The organism is Bacillus paramycoides (assembly GCF_001884235.1).
GTDB lineage: Bacteria > Bacillota > Bacilli > Bacillales > Bacillaceae_G > Bacillus_A > Bacillus_A paramycoides.
On sequence record NZ_MAOI01000065.1, the window covers coordinates 160,339 to 175,472 of the forward strand.

At 36.6% G+C, this 15,134-nt stretch carries 12 protein-coding genes and 1 pseudogene; 10 read left to right on the forward strand and 3 right to left on the reverse strand.

What is annotated here, in order from left to right:
- Positions 1-176 precede the first annotated feature (176 nt).
- From BAU28_RS10590 to pheA, 6 genes are all read left to right on the forward strand, one after another.
- Entirely contained in the window at positions 177-884 is a 708-nt protein-coding gene (locus tag BAU28_RS10590; RefSeq protein ID WP_071718535.1) for a response regulator transcription factor, read from the forward strand.
- Entirely contained in the window at positions 874-1,956 is a 1,083-nt protein-coding gene (locus BAU28_RS10595) for a HAMP domain-containing histidine kinase (RefSeq protein ID WP_071718536.1), read from the forward strand. Before BAU28_RS10590 ends, BAU28_RS10595 begins: the two co-directional genes overlap by 11 nt.
- A 93-nt stretch (positions 1,957-2,049) precedes the next feature.
- On the forward strand, positions 2,050-2,826 hold the full coding sequence (locus BAU28_RS10600; protein WP_048373010.1) for an ABC transporter ATP-binding protein: 777 nt from the start codon (positions 2,050-2,052) through the stop codon (positions 2,824-2,826).
- Positions 2,801-4,723: an ABC transporter permease gene (locus BAU28_RS10605; RefSeq protein ID WP_071718537.1), complete on the forward strand. Its 1,923-nt coding sequence runs from the start codon at positions 2,801-2,803 to the stop codon at positions 4,721-4,723. The genes BAU28_RS10600 and BAU28_RS10605 overlap by 26 nt, the downstream gene beginning before the upstream one ends.
- A gap of 49 nt (positions 4,724-4,772) precedes the next feature.
- Positions 4,773-6,686, forward strand: coding sequence for an ABC transporter permease (locus BAU28_RS10610; RefSeq protein ID WP_071718538.1), 1,914 nt, complete (start codon positions 4,773-4,775; stop codon positions 6,684-6,686).
- Between the two features lie 96 nt (positions 6,687-6,782).
- Positions 6,783-7,634, forward strand: a complete 852-nt coding sequence (gene pheA / locus BAU28_RS10615) for a prephenate dehydratase (RefSeq protein ID WP_071718539.1) — start codon at positions 6,783-6,785, stop codon at positions 7,632-7,634.
- 255 nt (positions 7,635-7,889) lie between these two features.
- Here the strand turns inward: pheA and BAU28_RS10620 are convergent, their stop codons facing one another.
- From BAU28_RS10620 to BAU28_RS10630, 3 genes are all read right to left on the reverse strand, one after another.
- Positions 7,890-8,537 (reverse strand): MOSC domain-containing protein, encoded by a 648-nt coding sequence (locus BAU28_RS10620; RefSeq protein WP_071718540.1) that lies wholly within the window; start codon positions 8,535-8,537, stop codon positions 7,890-7,892.
- Positions 8,538-8,623: 86 nt separating this feature from the next.
- A complete protein-coding gene (locus BAU28_RS10625; protein ID WP_002173606.1) occupies positions 8,624-9,166 on the reverse strand; it encodes a transcription repressor NadR in 543 nt (180 codons plus the stop codon).
- The gene (locus tag BAU28_RS10630; RefSeq protein ID WP_071718541.1) at positions 9,166-10,308 is read right to left on the reverse strand and encodes an IscS subfamily cysteine desulfurase; all 1,143 of its coding nucleotides are present in this window, start codon (positions 10,306-10,308) and stop codon (positions 9,166-9,168) included. The genes BAU28_RS10625 and BAU28_RS10630 overlap by 1 nt, the downstream gene beginning before the upstream one ends.
- A gap of 153 nt (positions 10,309-10,461) precedes the next feature.
- Between BAU28_RS10630 and nadB the strand changes: the two genes are divergently transcribed.
- The 4 genes and pseudogenes from nadB to exsA all read left to right on the forward strand — a co-directional run.
- Positions 10,462-11,991, forward strand: coding sequence for an L-aspartate oxidase (gene nadB, locus BAU28_RS10635; RefSeq protein WP_071718542.1), 1,530 nt, complete (start codon positions 10,462-10,464; stop codon positions 11,989-11,991).
- Between the two features lie 19 nt (positions 11,992-12,010).
- A complete protein-coding gene (nadC, locus tag BAU28_RS10640; protein ID WP_071718543.1) occupies positions 12,011-12,844 on the forward strand; it encodes a carboxylating nicotinate-nucleotide diphosphorylase in 834 nt (277 codons plus the stop codon).
- 30 nt (positions 12,845-12,874) lie between these two features.
- Positions 12,875-13,981 (forward strand): quinolinate synthase NadA, encoded by a 1,107-nt coding sequence (nadA, locus tag BAU28_RS10645; protein ID WP_071718544.1) that lies wholly within the window; start codon positions 12,875-12,877, stop codon positions 13,979-13,981.
- Between the two features lie 222 nt (positions 13,982-14,203).
- Positions 14,204-15,134 (forward strand): annotated as a pseudogene (exsA, locus tag BAU28_RS10650) (spore coat assembly protein ExsA); the annotation flags it as partial.

The window sequence follows — 15,134 nt, forward strand, 5'->3', positions numbered from 1 at the left end:
CCTTGAAAACTAGAAGATATTAAGAAGTTAGGTGAGAATCGGGCTGCCGGTAAAATTAAAGAAGGTGTAGGATGAAAATTAGTAGGGATAGGAAAAACTTCCCACTAAATAAAGTTTCAATTTATAATAGAAAAAGGAGTGATTTTAGAAGAATATTTTATGGGGAGAAAAGAAGCATGTATAAAATATTAATTGTAGAAGACGATGAGAAAATTGCAGAAATATTAGAGGAACATTTAGAAAGATATGGATATCAATCATTTAGAGCAAGCGATTTACGTCATATAAAAGATGAGTTTGTAAAAATAAATCCACATCTCGTATTACTCGATATTAATTTACCGTATTTTGATGGATTTTATTGGTGTCGCCAAATTCGCACAGTATCGAATGCACCAATTATTTTTGTCTCTGCAAGAACAGGGGAGATGGATCAAGTCATGGCGATTGAGAATGGCGGAGATGATTATATTACAAAGCCGTTCCATTTAGATATTGTAATGGCAAAGGTGAAGAGTGCACTCCGCCGCGGATACGGTGAGTATGCTTTGGCCGCGGAAAGTGACTGTTTAGGTGTGAATGGGTTGTTATTATTCCCATCACAGCACACAGTAGAGTGGAAAGGTCAACAAACGGAACTTACAAAAAATGAGTTTTATTTATTAGAATGTTTAATGAAACAAGCAAATCAATACGTAACACGTGAAGAGCTATTAGAGGCTTTATGGGATGAAGTAGCTTTTGTTGATGATAATACATTAACCGTAAATGTGAAGCGTGTAAGAAAGAAGTTAGAGGAGCTAGGTATTAAAAGTGCTATTGTAACAAAACGTGGTTACGGCTATGCGCTCCTTACAGAGTGGGGCGAAGGGCATGAAGGTTAAAAGCTACCTCATAGACCGTTTTTCCTTAATCCTTTCTTACATTATAAGCCTTTGTTTATTTGGGCTTGTACTGCAGTTACAAAGCCTTTTAGAAAAGAGGTCATTGGACTGGAGTACGTGGCTATATGGACTTTTATTAGGGACAGTTGTGTTTAGTGTATACCTTATTTACGATTACCGAAAAAGAAGTGTGTTTTTAAAAAGAATAGAACAGTATATTGCCGGTGGACATACATTACACGATGCTTTACTCATAGATGCTTCTTATACATTAGAGCAAGAAATGGTCGTTGAAGCGTTCACGTTGCTAAGGCAGCAATATATGAATGAAGTTCATAAGCAGCATGCGAAAGAGCAACAGCAAATGATTTTTATGAACCAATGGATTCATCAAATGAAAACACCGGTATCTGTTATTGAATTATTGTTACAGAAATATGGTAAGGAACACCGTGAAGCAAGGGGAACGATTGAAAGTATTCGTGAAGAAAATAATCGTATTTTAAATGGCTTAGATTTAGCGTTACATATGGCAAGATTAGATCAGTTTGCGAAGGATTATAAAGTAGAAGTAGTAAATGTTATAGATGTCATTCGAGATATTATTAATGAAAATCGAAAGTCGTTCATTCAATCTTCTGTATTTCCGAAACTTATGCTTGAAGAAGAGACTTGTATGATTGCGTCTGATAGAAAGTGGCTTAGTATCGCCATGAGTCAAATTGTTGTAAATGCAATTAAGTATACAAAAATTTCAGAAGCAGAGAAAAAAGAAATTCAATTTCAAATTGAAGAGAAGGATCAAAAGGTGTTACTACATATTAGGGACAATGGAATCGGTATTCCAGAACAAGATGTGCAGCGTATATTTGATCCGTTCTTTACGGGAGTAAACGGCCGTAAAACGAGGGAAGCAACTGGAATGGGTTTATATATTACGAAGGAAATTTGCGATAATTTACATCATGGAATTTATGTACAATCAACAGAAGGTGAAGGGACAACGTTTACGTTCCAATTTGCAAAAGATGAGGAATATCATACATTAATGAGAAAAATGACAAAACTGTAAGATAACAAAACGTTTTGTAAGGGAAATCACTCGTTTCTTTTTCTTATTTTTCTTATAGTAAATGTAAGAAGAAAACACATAGGGGGATTAGAAATGAGTGTTCTTGAAGTAAAAGGGTTAACAAAGGTATACCAATCGAAAGGTTCAGTAGCGACGACTGCTTTAAATGATATAAATTTTAAAATTGAGGAAGGCGAATTTGTAGGAATTATGGGTCCTTCAGGGAGCGGAAAAACAACACTTTTAAATTTATTAGCGACAATTGATAAGCAAACTTCAGGTCATGTGCTTGTAAATGGTGAAGAAATTAATCAAATGCGTGCTGCAAAATTAGCGGAATTTCGCCGTACACATTTAGGATTTATCTTTCAAGATTTCAACTTACTTGATACGTTATCCATTAAAGAAAATATTATTTTACCACTTGTTATGGCGAAGAAATCTGTAAATGAAATTGATACGAAAGTACTTGAGATTGCGAAGTTTTTGAATATCGAAGGTATTTTAAATAAGAAAGTATATGAAGTGTCTGGGGGACAACAACAGCGCGCAGCAGCAGCGAGAGCAATTATTCATGACCCAACATTAATTTTGGCAGATGAGCCAACAGGAAACTTAGACTCTAAGTCTGCGAAATCATTAATGGGTGCTCTGCAAGATTTACATGAGCAAAAAAAAGTAACAATTGCAATGGTAACGCACGATCCAGTAGCAGCTAGTTATTGCGAACGTATCCTCTTCATTCGCGATGGAGAAATTTTCTCAGAAATACATAAAGGAAGAACGAAGCAAGCCTTTTTCCAAGAAATTTTAGACGTACTTGCGATGCTAGGAGGAGAATATCATGAACTTTCGCCAGCTCGCGCTTAGTAACGTAAAAGGAAATTGGCGTAATTATAAAGCATTCCTTATTAGTAGTTGTTTATCAATCGTAGTATTTTTCATGTATGCTTCCTTCATTTATCATCCAGATGTCGTGAGTGGTAATATTAGTATGAAAACGATGATTACAAAAGGATTAGAATCGATGAATTATATCGTAGTCATCTTCTCAGCACTCTTTATTTTATATGCAAATTCAACGTTTTTACGAGCAAGAAAAAAAGAGTTTGGCTTATTAACGTTAATAGGCGGAACGAAGTCTCAACTTGGCAGAATGATTATATTAGAACAATTGATGTTAGGTAGTATTGCCATTGTAGCAGGTATTGGAATTGGAATGCTTTGTTCAAAACTGTTTTTCCAAGCACTGAGTGTATTACTAAAGGTTGATAAAACACTTCCGCTTGTGTGGAATAGTAAAGCAATTCTTATTACAGCTGGTGTGTACTTTATTCTCTTTTTAATATTATCATTGTTTAGTGTTTGGACAGTAGGACGCTTGCAAATCATTGATTTATTAAGAGAAGCAAGAAAACAAAAAGTGGAGCCTTTTGCATTTACATGGCTATGTGTAGCCGGTATAGGATGTCTCATTGCTGCATACGTCCTTTGCTTCCAAGTAACAATTATGAATTTTATGATGTATTTCTTACCGATTGTAGGGCTGACAATTGGCGGAACGTATTTACTATTTACACAAGGAAGTACGGTCGTATTAAAAGCATTGCAAAAAAGAAAGCAATCTTTCTATACGTACCCAAATATGTTCGTACTTAGCAATCTTATTTATAAAATGAAAGACAATGCTCGTTTTCTATTTGTCATTTCTATTATTACGGCGGTTGTTTCTTCAGCAGTTGGCACACTTTACGTATATTTTGAAAATATGAGTGCGAAAACGGTAGATATTACGCCGCATGCTATTTCATATGAGGAAAAGGGTATAAATACACATAACATTATTAATGAAGATAAAGTACAAGAGATTGTAAAAAAACATGGATTTGAAGATGCTCGAAAATTAACTTTCGTAAAACTACCTGCAACGCAGAAAGTAACGTTTTTTAACAGTGAACATGAAGTACCAACTGCAGTTATTTCAGAGAAAGTATATAATGCGGAAGTGCGTAAACAAAAAAGGGAAGAAGTTAGAGAAGTTCATAATGCACCAGGTAGTGCGACGATGATCATGAGTGATATGACAAATGATATAGTAAAGATAGATCGTACGAAGCCATATGAAGTTACAATGAATGGCCAAAAACAGTCTGTTCAGTTAAATGAACCAACTTCATATTCGGTGTTTAATGATGACGATTATCTCATTGTGAATGATCAAGATTTTGAGAAATATGCAAAGCTCGTACCAGATGAAGAAAAGACGAAATATTACGGTTATTATATTGAAGATTGGAAAAGTACAGAAGACCTTGTGCTAGATTTGAAAAAGGAAATTGCACCAGAAAAACAAGGAGAGTTGAAAAGCTCAGTGCTTGCTTATAAAGATATAAGAGAGGCAGGAGCAATTACAATGTTCATCGGTTTCTTCGTAGCAGTACTGTTCTTCTTCTTCGCTTGTAGTATGACATACTTTAAATGGTTTAACGATAAAGAACAAGATCGTATTCAATTTAAGTCGTTAAAGAGAATCGGTATGACAGATAAGGAAATCCGCAAAATTGCAATTCGACAAATGGGCGTTATCTTCTTTATCCCGATTATAATCGGTGCGATTCATAGTGGATTTGCTCTTCATACGTTAGGAAAAATGCTTTATATCGATTTATGGAAATCAGGTGCGATTGTAATAGGGGCTTATATTTTAGCTTCTGCCATTTACTTTATGATTGCGCAAAGAGGATATTTAAAACACGTAAAAAGCTAGGGAAACCTCTAGCTTTTTACGTATGTAGTAAGTTACAGGAGGACGATAGATGAACATTCGGCAACTAGCGATGCAAAATATAAAGGGGAATTGGCGTAATTATAAAGTGTTTTTCTTAAGTAGTTGTTTTGCAATATTTGCTTCTTATGCATATATGTCTGTAATTGTACATCCGTATATGCAAGAAACGATGTGGTATCAAAACGTACGCTGGGGACTTATCCTATGTAATGTTATAATTATTTCTTTTTTCGTTATATTTATTTTGTATTCTACTTCTATTTTCATAGAAGCACGTAAGAAAGAATTAGGACTATATATGTTAATGGGAGCGACGAGGTCTAACGTAATAGGAGTAATTATGACCGAGCAAATGTTGATTGGGATTTTTGCTAACATTTTCGGTATTGGGCTTGGCATGATCTTTTTGAAGCTCTTCTTTATGGTATTTAGCATGTTACTTCGTCTTCCGAAAGAACTCACTGTCATATTAGACGTAAGAGCAATTGGTGTAACGTTTGTTACATATATGGTCGTATTTATTGTCTTATCTTTTATAAGTGCTTTACGTATATGGAATATAAAAATCATTCGGTTATTAAAAGAATTTCGAACAGATAAAAGAGAAAGAAAAACATCGAAGTGGCTTTGTTTATTCGGATTTGCTTGTTTAGGGACGGGATATGCGTTAGCGCTACAAGTGACGATACAAACGATAGCATTATACTTTTTTCCTGTGTCTATACTTGTCTTTTTCGGAACGTACTTTTCTTTTACACACGGAGCTACCCAAGTGTTAGAAATGATAAAGCGAAATAAAAAGATTATGTATACATATCCGTATTTATTTATAGTGAATCAATTGTCACATCGAATGAAGGAAAATGGTCGCTTTTTCTTTCTGATGTCTATGGCAACGACGTTTGTTGTTACAGCAACAGGTACGGTGTTCTTATATTTTTCTAGCATGCAAGATATGTGGCGAGATGGAGGAGTGCACTCGTTTTCTTACATAGAGAAAGGTACTTCTTCTCACGAAGTCTTTGAGGAAGGTACGGTTGAAAAATTACTGCATCAATATGGGTATGATGATTTTCAATCTATGAGTTTTGTTGGAGTGTATGCATCTTTTCAGTCCAATAAGGGAGAAACAGAAGTTGCACCGTTTATAAAGGAAAGTGAATACAATCAAGAGGCGAGAAAACAAAAACAGAAAACGTATCATCCAAAAAAAGGTACAGTGACACTCGTTTATTATAATAAACGCAATAATCCGAATGTATATAATCAAAAAGAGATTCAATTACAAGTAATGAATCAAACGTATCCATTCGTATTTAACGGTCAGAAAGAAGGGGTGAAATTTAACCATCACCCTGCGCACATTAACGGTCTGTTTTTCGTCATGAATGATGAAGATTTTGATAGCATAGCAAATAAAATTCCGGATTCTGAAAAACTGATGTATAGAGGATACACATTACCAAATATCGAAAATACGAAAGAATTAAATGAAGATTTACGGAAACATATGAAACAAGATAATAATAATGCATTTCGAAGTAATATGGAGTTATATGTGAATATGAAAGAAGGCGGCGATATTACTCTATTTGTAGGTTCATTCATTAGTATATTATTCTTTCTTACTTCATGTAGCATCGTATATTTTAAATGGTTTCATAATATTGCATCGGACCGAAAGCAGTACGGTGCACTATCTAAACTTGGAATGACGAAGGAAGAAGTGTGGAAGGTTTCTCGTTGGCAATTGTGTATGCTATTTTTTGCGCCAATTATAGTAGGGAGTATGCATAGTGCAGTTGCGTTATATACGTTTCATAATACTCTCTTTATGGATGGTTCATTAAGAAAAGTAGGCTTGTTTATTTTGTTTTATATCGCCGCATGCATCATTTATTTCTTTTTCGCTCAAAGAGAATATAGGAAACATTTAGACTAGCGGATGCTAGTCTTTTTTAAATATTCGAAATTTACATAGAAGAATATAAAAAAGTATGGTATAACAGTAAGAAAACGAAAAAGAGGGGAAAAGACGATGATTCGAGTAGGATATTTAGGACCAGAGGCAACATTTACAAATATGGCGGTGAGTCGTTTTTTTCCGGAAGCAGAGCATGTACCGTATCGAACGATTCCAGATTGTATTGATGCAGCTGCAAATGAAAATGTAGATTATGCGGTTGTACCGTTAGAGAACGCCATAGAAGGTTCGGTTAATATAACGGTTGACTATCTTGTACATGAGCAGCCGCTTTCTATTGTAGGAGAAATTACAGTGCCAATTCAGCAACATTTACTCGTGCATCCACATTATGAAGAAGTGTGGAAAGAAGTATATGCTGTGCATTCTCATCCACATGCTATTGCACAGTGTCATAAGTTTTTAAATGAGGAATTAAAAGGCATAACGGTTCGAGATATGACATCAACAAGCGCAGCTGCACAATATGTGAAAGAACATCCCGAAGAAAAAATTGCAGCTATTGCAAATGAGGCAGCGGCAGAAAAGTACGGATTAACAATTGTAAGGCGTGACATTCATACGCATAAAAACAATCATACACGTTTTCTTGTCTTGCATAAGAAAAAAAGAGCGGCACTCCCAAATAACGGAGAAAACCGCGGAGAGAAAACAACGCTTATGATAACGTTACCTGCGGATTATGCAGGAGCGCTATATCAAGTGTTATCAGCTTTCGCATGGAGAAAATTAAACTTATCAAAAATCGAATCTCGCCCGATGAAAACAGGTCTTGGCAATTACTTTTTCCTAATCGATGTAGATAAAGCATATGATGATGTATTATTGCCAGGCGTAACGATGGAACTTGAAGCACTTGGGTTTTCTGTTACTGTGCTGGGGAGTTATTCTTCTTATTGGTTGTAGAGGTGAGGGGTGTTGGTATTTGTCGAATCGCCGATATAATTTCATTTAATAGTATGCTTTGTGCTAGATTAATAAAATCCCACCAGTAAATGGTGGGATTTTTTATCCCGCTATTTGTGGGCAGTAAGACTCCCGCCTCAAAATTCGGCTGGAGCAAAGAAGTTAGGTGGGAGATCAACTGCCCGTAAACGCCCGATTGGTTCAACTAATAATCAGTGGGGGATGAACAAAACCCCCACTGATTAAAGTTTCACTTTATATTAACTTCGCAAGACGATCCTCTAACTGCTCACGCCAAACATCAGCTAGTTCTGGGACAGCAAGGATCTTCTCAATGCTATCTTTATCTTTTCTATTATGAAAATAGATTTCGTTAGAGAAAGAAACAGAAACATTGCTCGGTTGACGTTCTAGTAATGTAATTTTAGAATCTTTACGTACGGTACCTTCTTGAAGAACACGGCATAAGTAGCCGGTATATCCAGTTGCTACAATGCGTGGTAAAATGCCTGGAATGCCAAGACGTTTTGAAATTGTGCTACAGGGTACGCGAGCTTGTGTGACTTGAATGATTGCTTCGCCTAGTTGATATGTATCTCCGATACAAACATCACGCTCTAACATATTTGTTACGGTAATGTTTTCGCCAAATGTGGAAGCTGGGAGCGTTGTTTGAAATTCCTTTTCCCATAGTGCGTAATGTTCATGTGGATACACACAAACAGCGCGGTCAGGTCCACCGTGATGTTTTAAATCTGCTACATCATCACCACGGAAGCCGTCTTTTGAGAGAAAAGCTTCTTCTGTAAGTTCTTTACATATACCTGTAATCATTTCTTTATCTTCGCTATATTTCATTTGTTTCGGTTTGCCAATGCTAAAGTGAACGAGTTCAATTCCCATAGTTGATCTCCTTTATAATTGTTTACAATATTATATCATCTACAAAATAAAAGCACAGAGATTGATGAAAAACTCTGTGCTTTACATTAATAAACGAGAAACCCAGCTCGATCTAGTGCATCACAAGCTGCATCTAATTTTTCTTTAGAATCTGCTTCAATTGTATGTAAGTGAATACCATCTGTTAGCTGAGAAAGGTAAGAAGCGTTAGTGTTTTCGATTTTTTGTAAATATTGCTCTACATCAAAGCGATTACTTACCATAATCGATGCTGTTAAGTCACCGTATACAGGATGCTCAACTTTTACGTCTTTAATCGTAACGCCGTGGTCAACTAACATTGTAAGTTCTTGACGTACTTCTGCTGGTTTATGTTGGCATACGATTACACGTTCAAAAGCTTGTTGTTTCGCTTGTGGTTTTAAATATAAATACCCTTGTGCAGTCGCAATAATTGGTTCATTTCGTGCTTTTAGTAAGGAAATATCTTGAACGATAACTTGCCTACTTACATTCGTCTTTTTAGATAGTTCACTTCCTGATAACGGTTCATTTGCAGCAAGAAGCCATTGCAGGATGAGCTGTCGTCTTTCTTCACCTAAAATCTTTTTTTGATCATTTTGTTTCATTATGATTTAACACCTCTATAAAATTGATTTCCAATTGTGTGTAGTGCATGAATAGTTGTATCAATTTGTTCTTTCGTTGTGTGATGTCCGAAAGAAAAGCGGACATATTGTTTTGCCTCTTCATACGTTCTTCCAATTGCGAGCATTGTCTTTGAAGGTTCTTGTTTACCGACTTGGCAAGCACTTCCAGTCGAAATGGCAATACCATGACGGTTACATTCTAACATCGTATACTGACCTTCTATTCCTTTTATTGTAACCCCAATAATATGTGGTAAACAAGAAGTAGAATGTCCTTCCACTTCAATTTCTAGAGGAAGTGTTTGTAATTGTTCTAAAAAATAAGATCGTAATTGTTTAAAACGAAAGATATCTTCCTTTTGATTCTTTAATATATGCTCTGCGGCTGTTAAAAAGGCGGCAATTCCAGGTACATTCACTGTACCTGGGCGAAATCCTTTTTCATGAGAAGTTCCAGGAAATATTTGTTCCCAACGAACTTGCGGATTTATATAGCAAGCTCCGACTCCTTTTGGGCCGTAAATTTTATGTGCTGAAACAGAGAGACTATCAATCTCCATCGCTGTAACGTCTATTGGAAGTTTACCAAATGTTTGAACACAATCCGAATGAAATAAAACATTATATTTTTTTAAAAGTGCTCCAATCTCTGCAATGTTTTGAACGGTCCCGATTTCAGAGTTTCCATGCTGTATACTTGCTAGAACAGTATCTTCTGTAATAACTGCTTCTAAATCTACTAAATGAATTAGCCCGCTTTTATCAACAGGGATTTCAGTAATCGTATAGCCTTGCGATTGTAAGGAGTGAAAATAACTTCGAATCGATGCGTGTTCCATAGGTGTCGTAATAATATGCTTCCCATTCCTAGCATTTAGAAGGGATTGAATCGCAAGGTAGTTAGATTCTGAACCGCCGCTTGTAAAGAATACACCTTGTTCTTTACCCCCAATCATTTCTGCAAATGTTTCTCTACAAACTTGTAATAAAGACGAGGCACTTCCACCGATATCGTGTAAACTTTGTTCATTTCCAAAATATTTCTTTGTTGCTTGTATATATGTTTCTAAAGCTTCTTCGCTCATAGGTGTTGTCGCTGCATAATCAAGATATATCATTATATAATTTCCTCTCTTCAGTAAGAGTGATATTAATTTTCGTTTTTAGAATGGTAGTGAAAATAAGAATTGTAAAAAAACTCTTGTCATTATTTTAAAACTATGTAAATATAGGTGTCAAGACAGTTGAAAAGTGTAAAGTAGGAGGCAACAATTATGCCAAGTGCAGATGTCTTAATTATTGGAAGTGGCGTTGCGGCACTTCGTGTTGCGAAAGAGCTTTGTCACGAAAAGAATGTGATAATTATCACAAAAAAAACAGGGCGCAATAACAATACACATTTAGCTCAAGGAGGAATTGCAGCGGCTGTTGCTGCACATGACAATCCGAGTGGGCATTTTGAAGATACATTAGTGGCAGGTTGTCATTATAACAATGAAGAAGCAGTTCGGTATTTAGTTGAAGAAGGGCCGAAAGAAATAAATAAACTTATTACAAATGGAATGAAATTTGATGGGGATGAAGCAGGGCTCCATCTTGGTAAAGAAGGGGCGCATCGAAAACGTCGTATTTTACATGCGGGAGGAGATGCAACTGGTAAAAATCTATTAGAACATTTAATTCAAGAAGTAGCTCCATACGTTACTATCGTTGAGCAAGAAATGGTACTTGATTTTATTATAGAAAATAATAAATGTATAGGGGCTTTAACACGAAATAGTGAAGGAAAGTTGAAGCGTTACTATGCTGATTATACAGTGTTAGCATCAGGAGGAATTGGTGGTTTGTACGCCTTTACGTCGAATGATGAGACAATTACAGGTGATGGACTTGCGATGATCTATCGAGCTGGGGGCGAACTTGTTGATTTAGAATTTGTGCAATTTCATCCGACAATGTTATACGTGGGCGGGCGATGTTGTGGCCTCGTTTCTGAAGCAGTCCGTGGTGAAGGAGCTGTCCTTATAAATGGAAAAGGACAGCGTTTTATGATGGAGATACATCCCGGGAAAGATCTCGCACCGCGTGATGTAGTGGCAAGGGCTATTCATGAACAACTTCTTGCAGGTGAAAAAGTGTACTTGAACATCGAAAGCATTCAAAACTTTGAAAAGCGTTTTCCAACAGTCTCATCATTATGTAAAAAGAATGGTGTGAATCTAAAAGGAAATCGTATTCCAGTCGTACCTGGTGCTCATTTTCATATGGGTGGCGTGAAGACGAATTGTGACGGCGAGACGTCTATTCCAAATTTATATGCAGTCGGCGAAGTGGCTTGTAATGGGGTTCACGGTGCGAACAGATTAGCGAGTAATTCATTATTAGAAGGTCTAGTGTTTGGAAGAAGAATAGGAAAACATATTTTAGCTAGACCAGTACAAGAAAGAAAAAATGTATCAGAAGAGAGAGGAAAAAGCTTTATAGCTCTTAATGATTTACCGTTGAAAGAAGAAGTACAAGAATACATGATGAAGCACGTTGGGATTGTACGAACTGAGAAAAGCTTATCATATGCTAAGAGATGGTTTAGTAGGTACGGTGTGCGAAATATGATATTACAATATGATGCACTTACAAATGAAGAGATAACACTTATTAATATGTTAACAGTTTGTGAGCTTATAACAGTATCGGCTTTACAAAGAGAAGAAAGTATTGGTGGTCATTATCGCAGTGATTATCCAGAAAGAAATAAAGTAAGGAAAGAGATTATTCGAGTGAGAAGAAAACTACAACTTGTTTAATGAGGGGAAGAGGGGTTTTATGAACACGTTAAAGGTTAAGGAAGCATTAAATAGATTTTTTCTAGAAGATATAGGAGAAAGAGATGTAACATCTCAGCTTATCTTTCCCGATAATGCACTTGCGAAAGGGACGTTTCTTGTAAAGGATTCAGGGGTCTTTGCAGGGAGTTTAGTAATAGAAGAGGGATTTAAACTAATTGATGAAAAAATTGAAGTTACATTCCACAAAAAAGATGGGGACTTAGTAGAAAAAGGTGAGATTATAGCAACAGCACAAGGGCCTATTGCGTCTTTATTAACAGCAGAGCGCGTTATATTAAATATTATTCAGCGTATGAGCGGTGTAGCGACGATGACTCGTAAAGCAGTTCTTACGTTAGATAGCAATTACACGCGTATTTGTGATACGAGAAAAACGATGCCAGGATTGCGCATGTTTGATAAGTATGCGGTAGTGTGCGGAGGCGGGTTTAACCACCGCTTCGGTTTGTATGATGGTGTCATGATTAAAGATAATCATATTGCGTTTGCGGGGTCTATTACAAAGGCTGTTACGACAGTGAAAGAAAGATTAGGGCATATGGTAAAAGTAGAAGTTGAAACAGAGACGGAGGCGCAAGTGAGAGAAGCGGTAGAGGCTGGCGCAGATGTTATTATGTTCGATAATCGCACGCCAGAAGAGATTCGTGAGTTTTCAAAACTTGTACCGAGTGCTATCGTTACGGAGGCTTCAGGTGGCATTACAATTGAAGATTTATCGAAATACGGAAAAACAGGGGTAGATTATATTTCACTTGGAGCGTTAACACATTCAGTGAAAGCACTTGATATTAGTTTTAATATTGAGTCTTAATGAGAGTGGTTTAGAGGGGGAGAATCGTAAATGGGTATTTTAGAGAAGGTTCAGCCAATTGAAGTAATGTTACCGGAGCGTTATCAAACGATGTCTACATTAGAAATGGAAGAGCGTGTTCGCGAAATTAAAGAAAAAATGGGGGAATTACTATTTATTCCAGGGCATCATTATCAAAAAGATGAAGTGGTGCAATTTTCAGACGCAGCAGGGGACTCGTTGCAACTTGCACAAGTTGCAGCGAGTAATAAAGAGGCAAAATATATTGTGTTTTGTGGTGTGCACTTTATGGCAGAAACGGCAGACATGTTAACAACAGATGATCAAGTTGTCATTTTACCAGATATGCGTGCCGGCTGCTCTATGGCGGATATGGCAGATATTGAACAAACAGAAAGAGCGTGGAAAGAGCTCACAAAATTATTTGGGGATACGATGATTCCGTTAACGTATGTAAATTCAACAGCTGCGATTAAAGCATTTTGCGGTCGTAATGGAGGGGCAACAGTAACCTCTTCTAATGCAAAACAAATGGTGTCTTGGGCGTTTACGCAAAAAGAGCGTCTCGTCTTTTTACCAGACCAACATTTAGGGAGAAATACAGCGTACGATTTAGGTATTCCTTTAGAGAAAATGGCAGTGTGGAACCCGCATACAGATTCACTAGAGTACGATGGAGATATAGAAGAAATTCAAGTGATTTTGTGGAAAGGCCATTGTTCTGTTCATCAAAACTTTACTGTAAAAAATATTGAAAGTGTGCGAAAAGACCATCCGGATATGAATATTATTGTTCACCCTGAATGTTGTTATGAAGTTGTTGATGCGTCTGATTATGCAGGGTCGACGAAATATATTATTGATATGATTGAAGCAGCTCCAGCAGGAAGTCAATGGGCGATTGGTACAGAGATGAATTTAGTGAATCGAATTATTCAGCAACATCCAGATAAAGAAATTATTTCTCTAAATCCGTTTATGTGTCCTTGTTTAACGATGAACCGGATTGATTTACCCCACCTGTTATGGGCGCTTGAGAATATAGAAAGAGGAGAACAAATCAATGTTATTCGTGTAAATAAGCAAGTAACAAAAGAGGCGGTTCTTGCATTGAATCGTATGTTAGAGCGTGTGTAAAGCAACGGGACTTCCGTTGCTTTTTTTCGTGCATGTAATCATAAGAAGAGTGAAATAGGCATACATTGTGTTGAGGAAATCATTGTGATTTTTTTATGATTATTCCACTTCAAACCATATTGAAAATAGAAGAAGTGATAAAAGTAGATGAAGTTAAGTTTTTAGAAAGTGTTACTTCGAAGTGGTTTTACTTATAGATAAGTTATACAGGAGGGGGAAAATTTGAAAATTCATATCGTGCAAAAAGGGGATACCCTTTGGAAAATTGCGAAAAAGTACGGAGTGGATTTTGAAACGCTAAAGAAAACAAATACACAACTTAGTAATCCAGACCTTATTATGCCAGGGATGAAAATTAAAGTACCATCGAGCAGCGTTCATGTGAAACAACAGGCTGGATCGGGTTCAGCGCCTCCGAAACAATATGTAAAAGAGGTGCAGCAAAAAGAGTTTGCATCAACACCAACTCCACTCGGAATAGAAGATGAAGAAGAAGTTACGTATCAATCAGCACCTATTACACAGCAACCAGCTATGCAACAAACGCAAAAAGAAATGCAGGTGAAACCACAAAAAGAAATGCAGGTAAAACCGCAAAAGGAAATGCAAGTGAAACCACAAAAAGAAGTACAGGTGAAGCCGCAAAAAGAAGTGCAAAAAGAAACACCAATTCAAAAAGAAAAGCCAGTTGAAAAGCCGCCTGTCATTCAAAAACCACCTGTTGTAGAGAAAGTAGAAAAACCAAAACCGACTACGAAAGAGAGCACTAAATTTTCTGTTAATGTATTACCGCAGCCGCCGCAACCGCCGATTAAACCGAAAAAAGAATATAAAATTTCAGACGTAATAAAAAAGGGAAGCGAGTTAATTGCTCCTCAAATTAATAAAATGAAACCTAACAACATCATTTCCCCGCAAACGAAAAAAGACAATATAGGAAATATATCACCACAAGTAAAGAAAGAGAACGTAGGAAACGTATCACCGCAAGTGAAGAAGGGAAATGTAGGAAACATAGTATCACCACAAGTGAAGAAAGAAAATGTAGGAAACATGGTATCACCGCAAGTGAAGAAGGAAAATGTAGGAAACATAGTATCACCGCAAGTGAAGAAAGAAAATGTAGGAAACATAGTATCACCGCAAGTGAAGA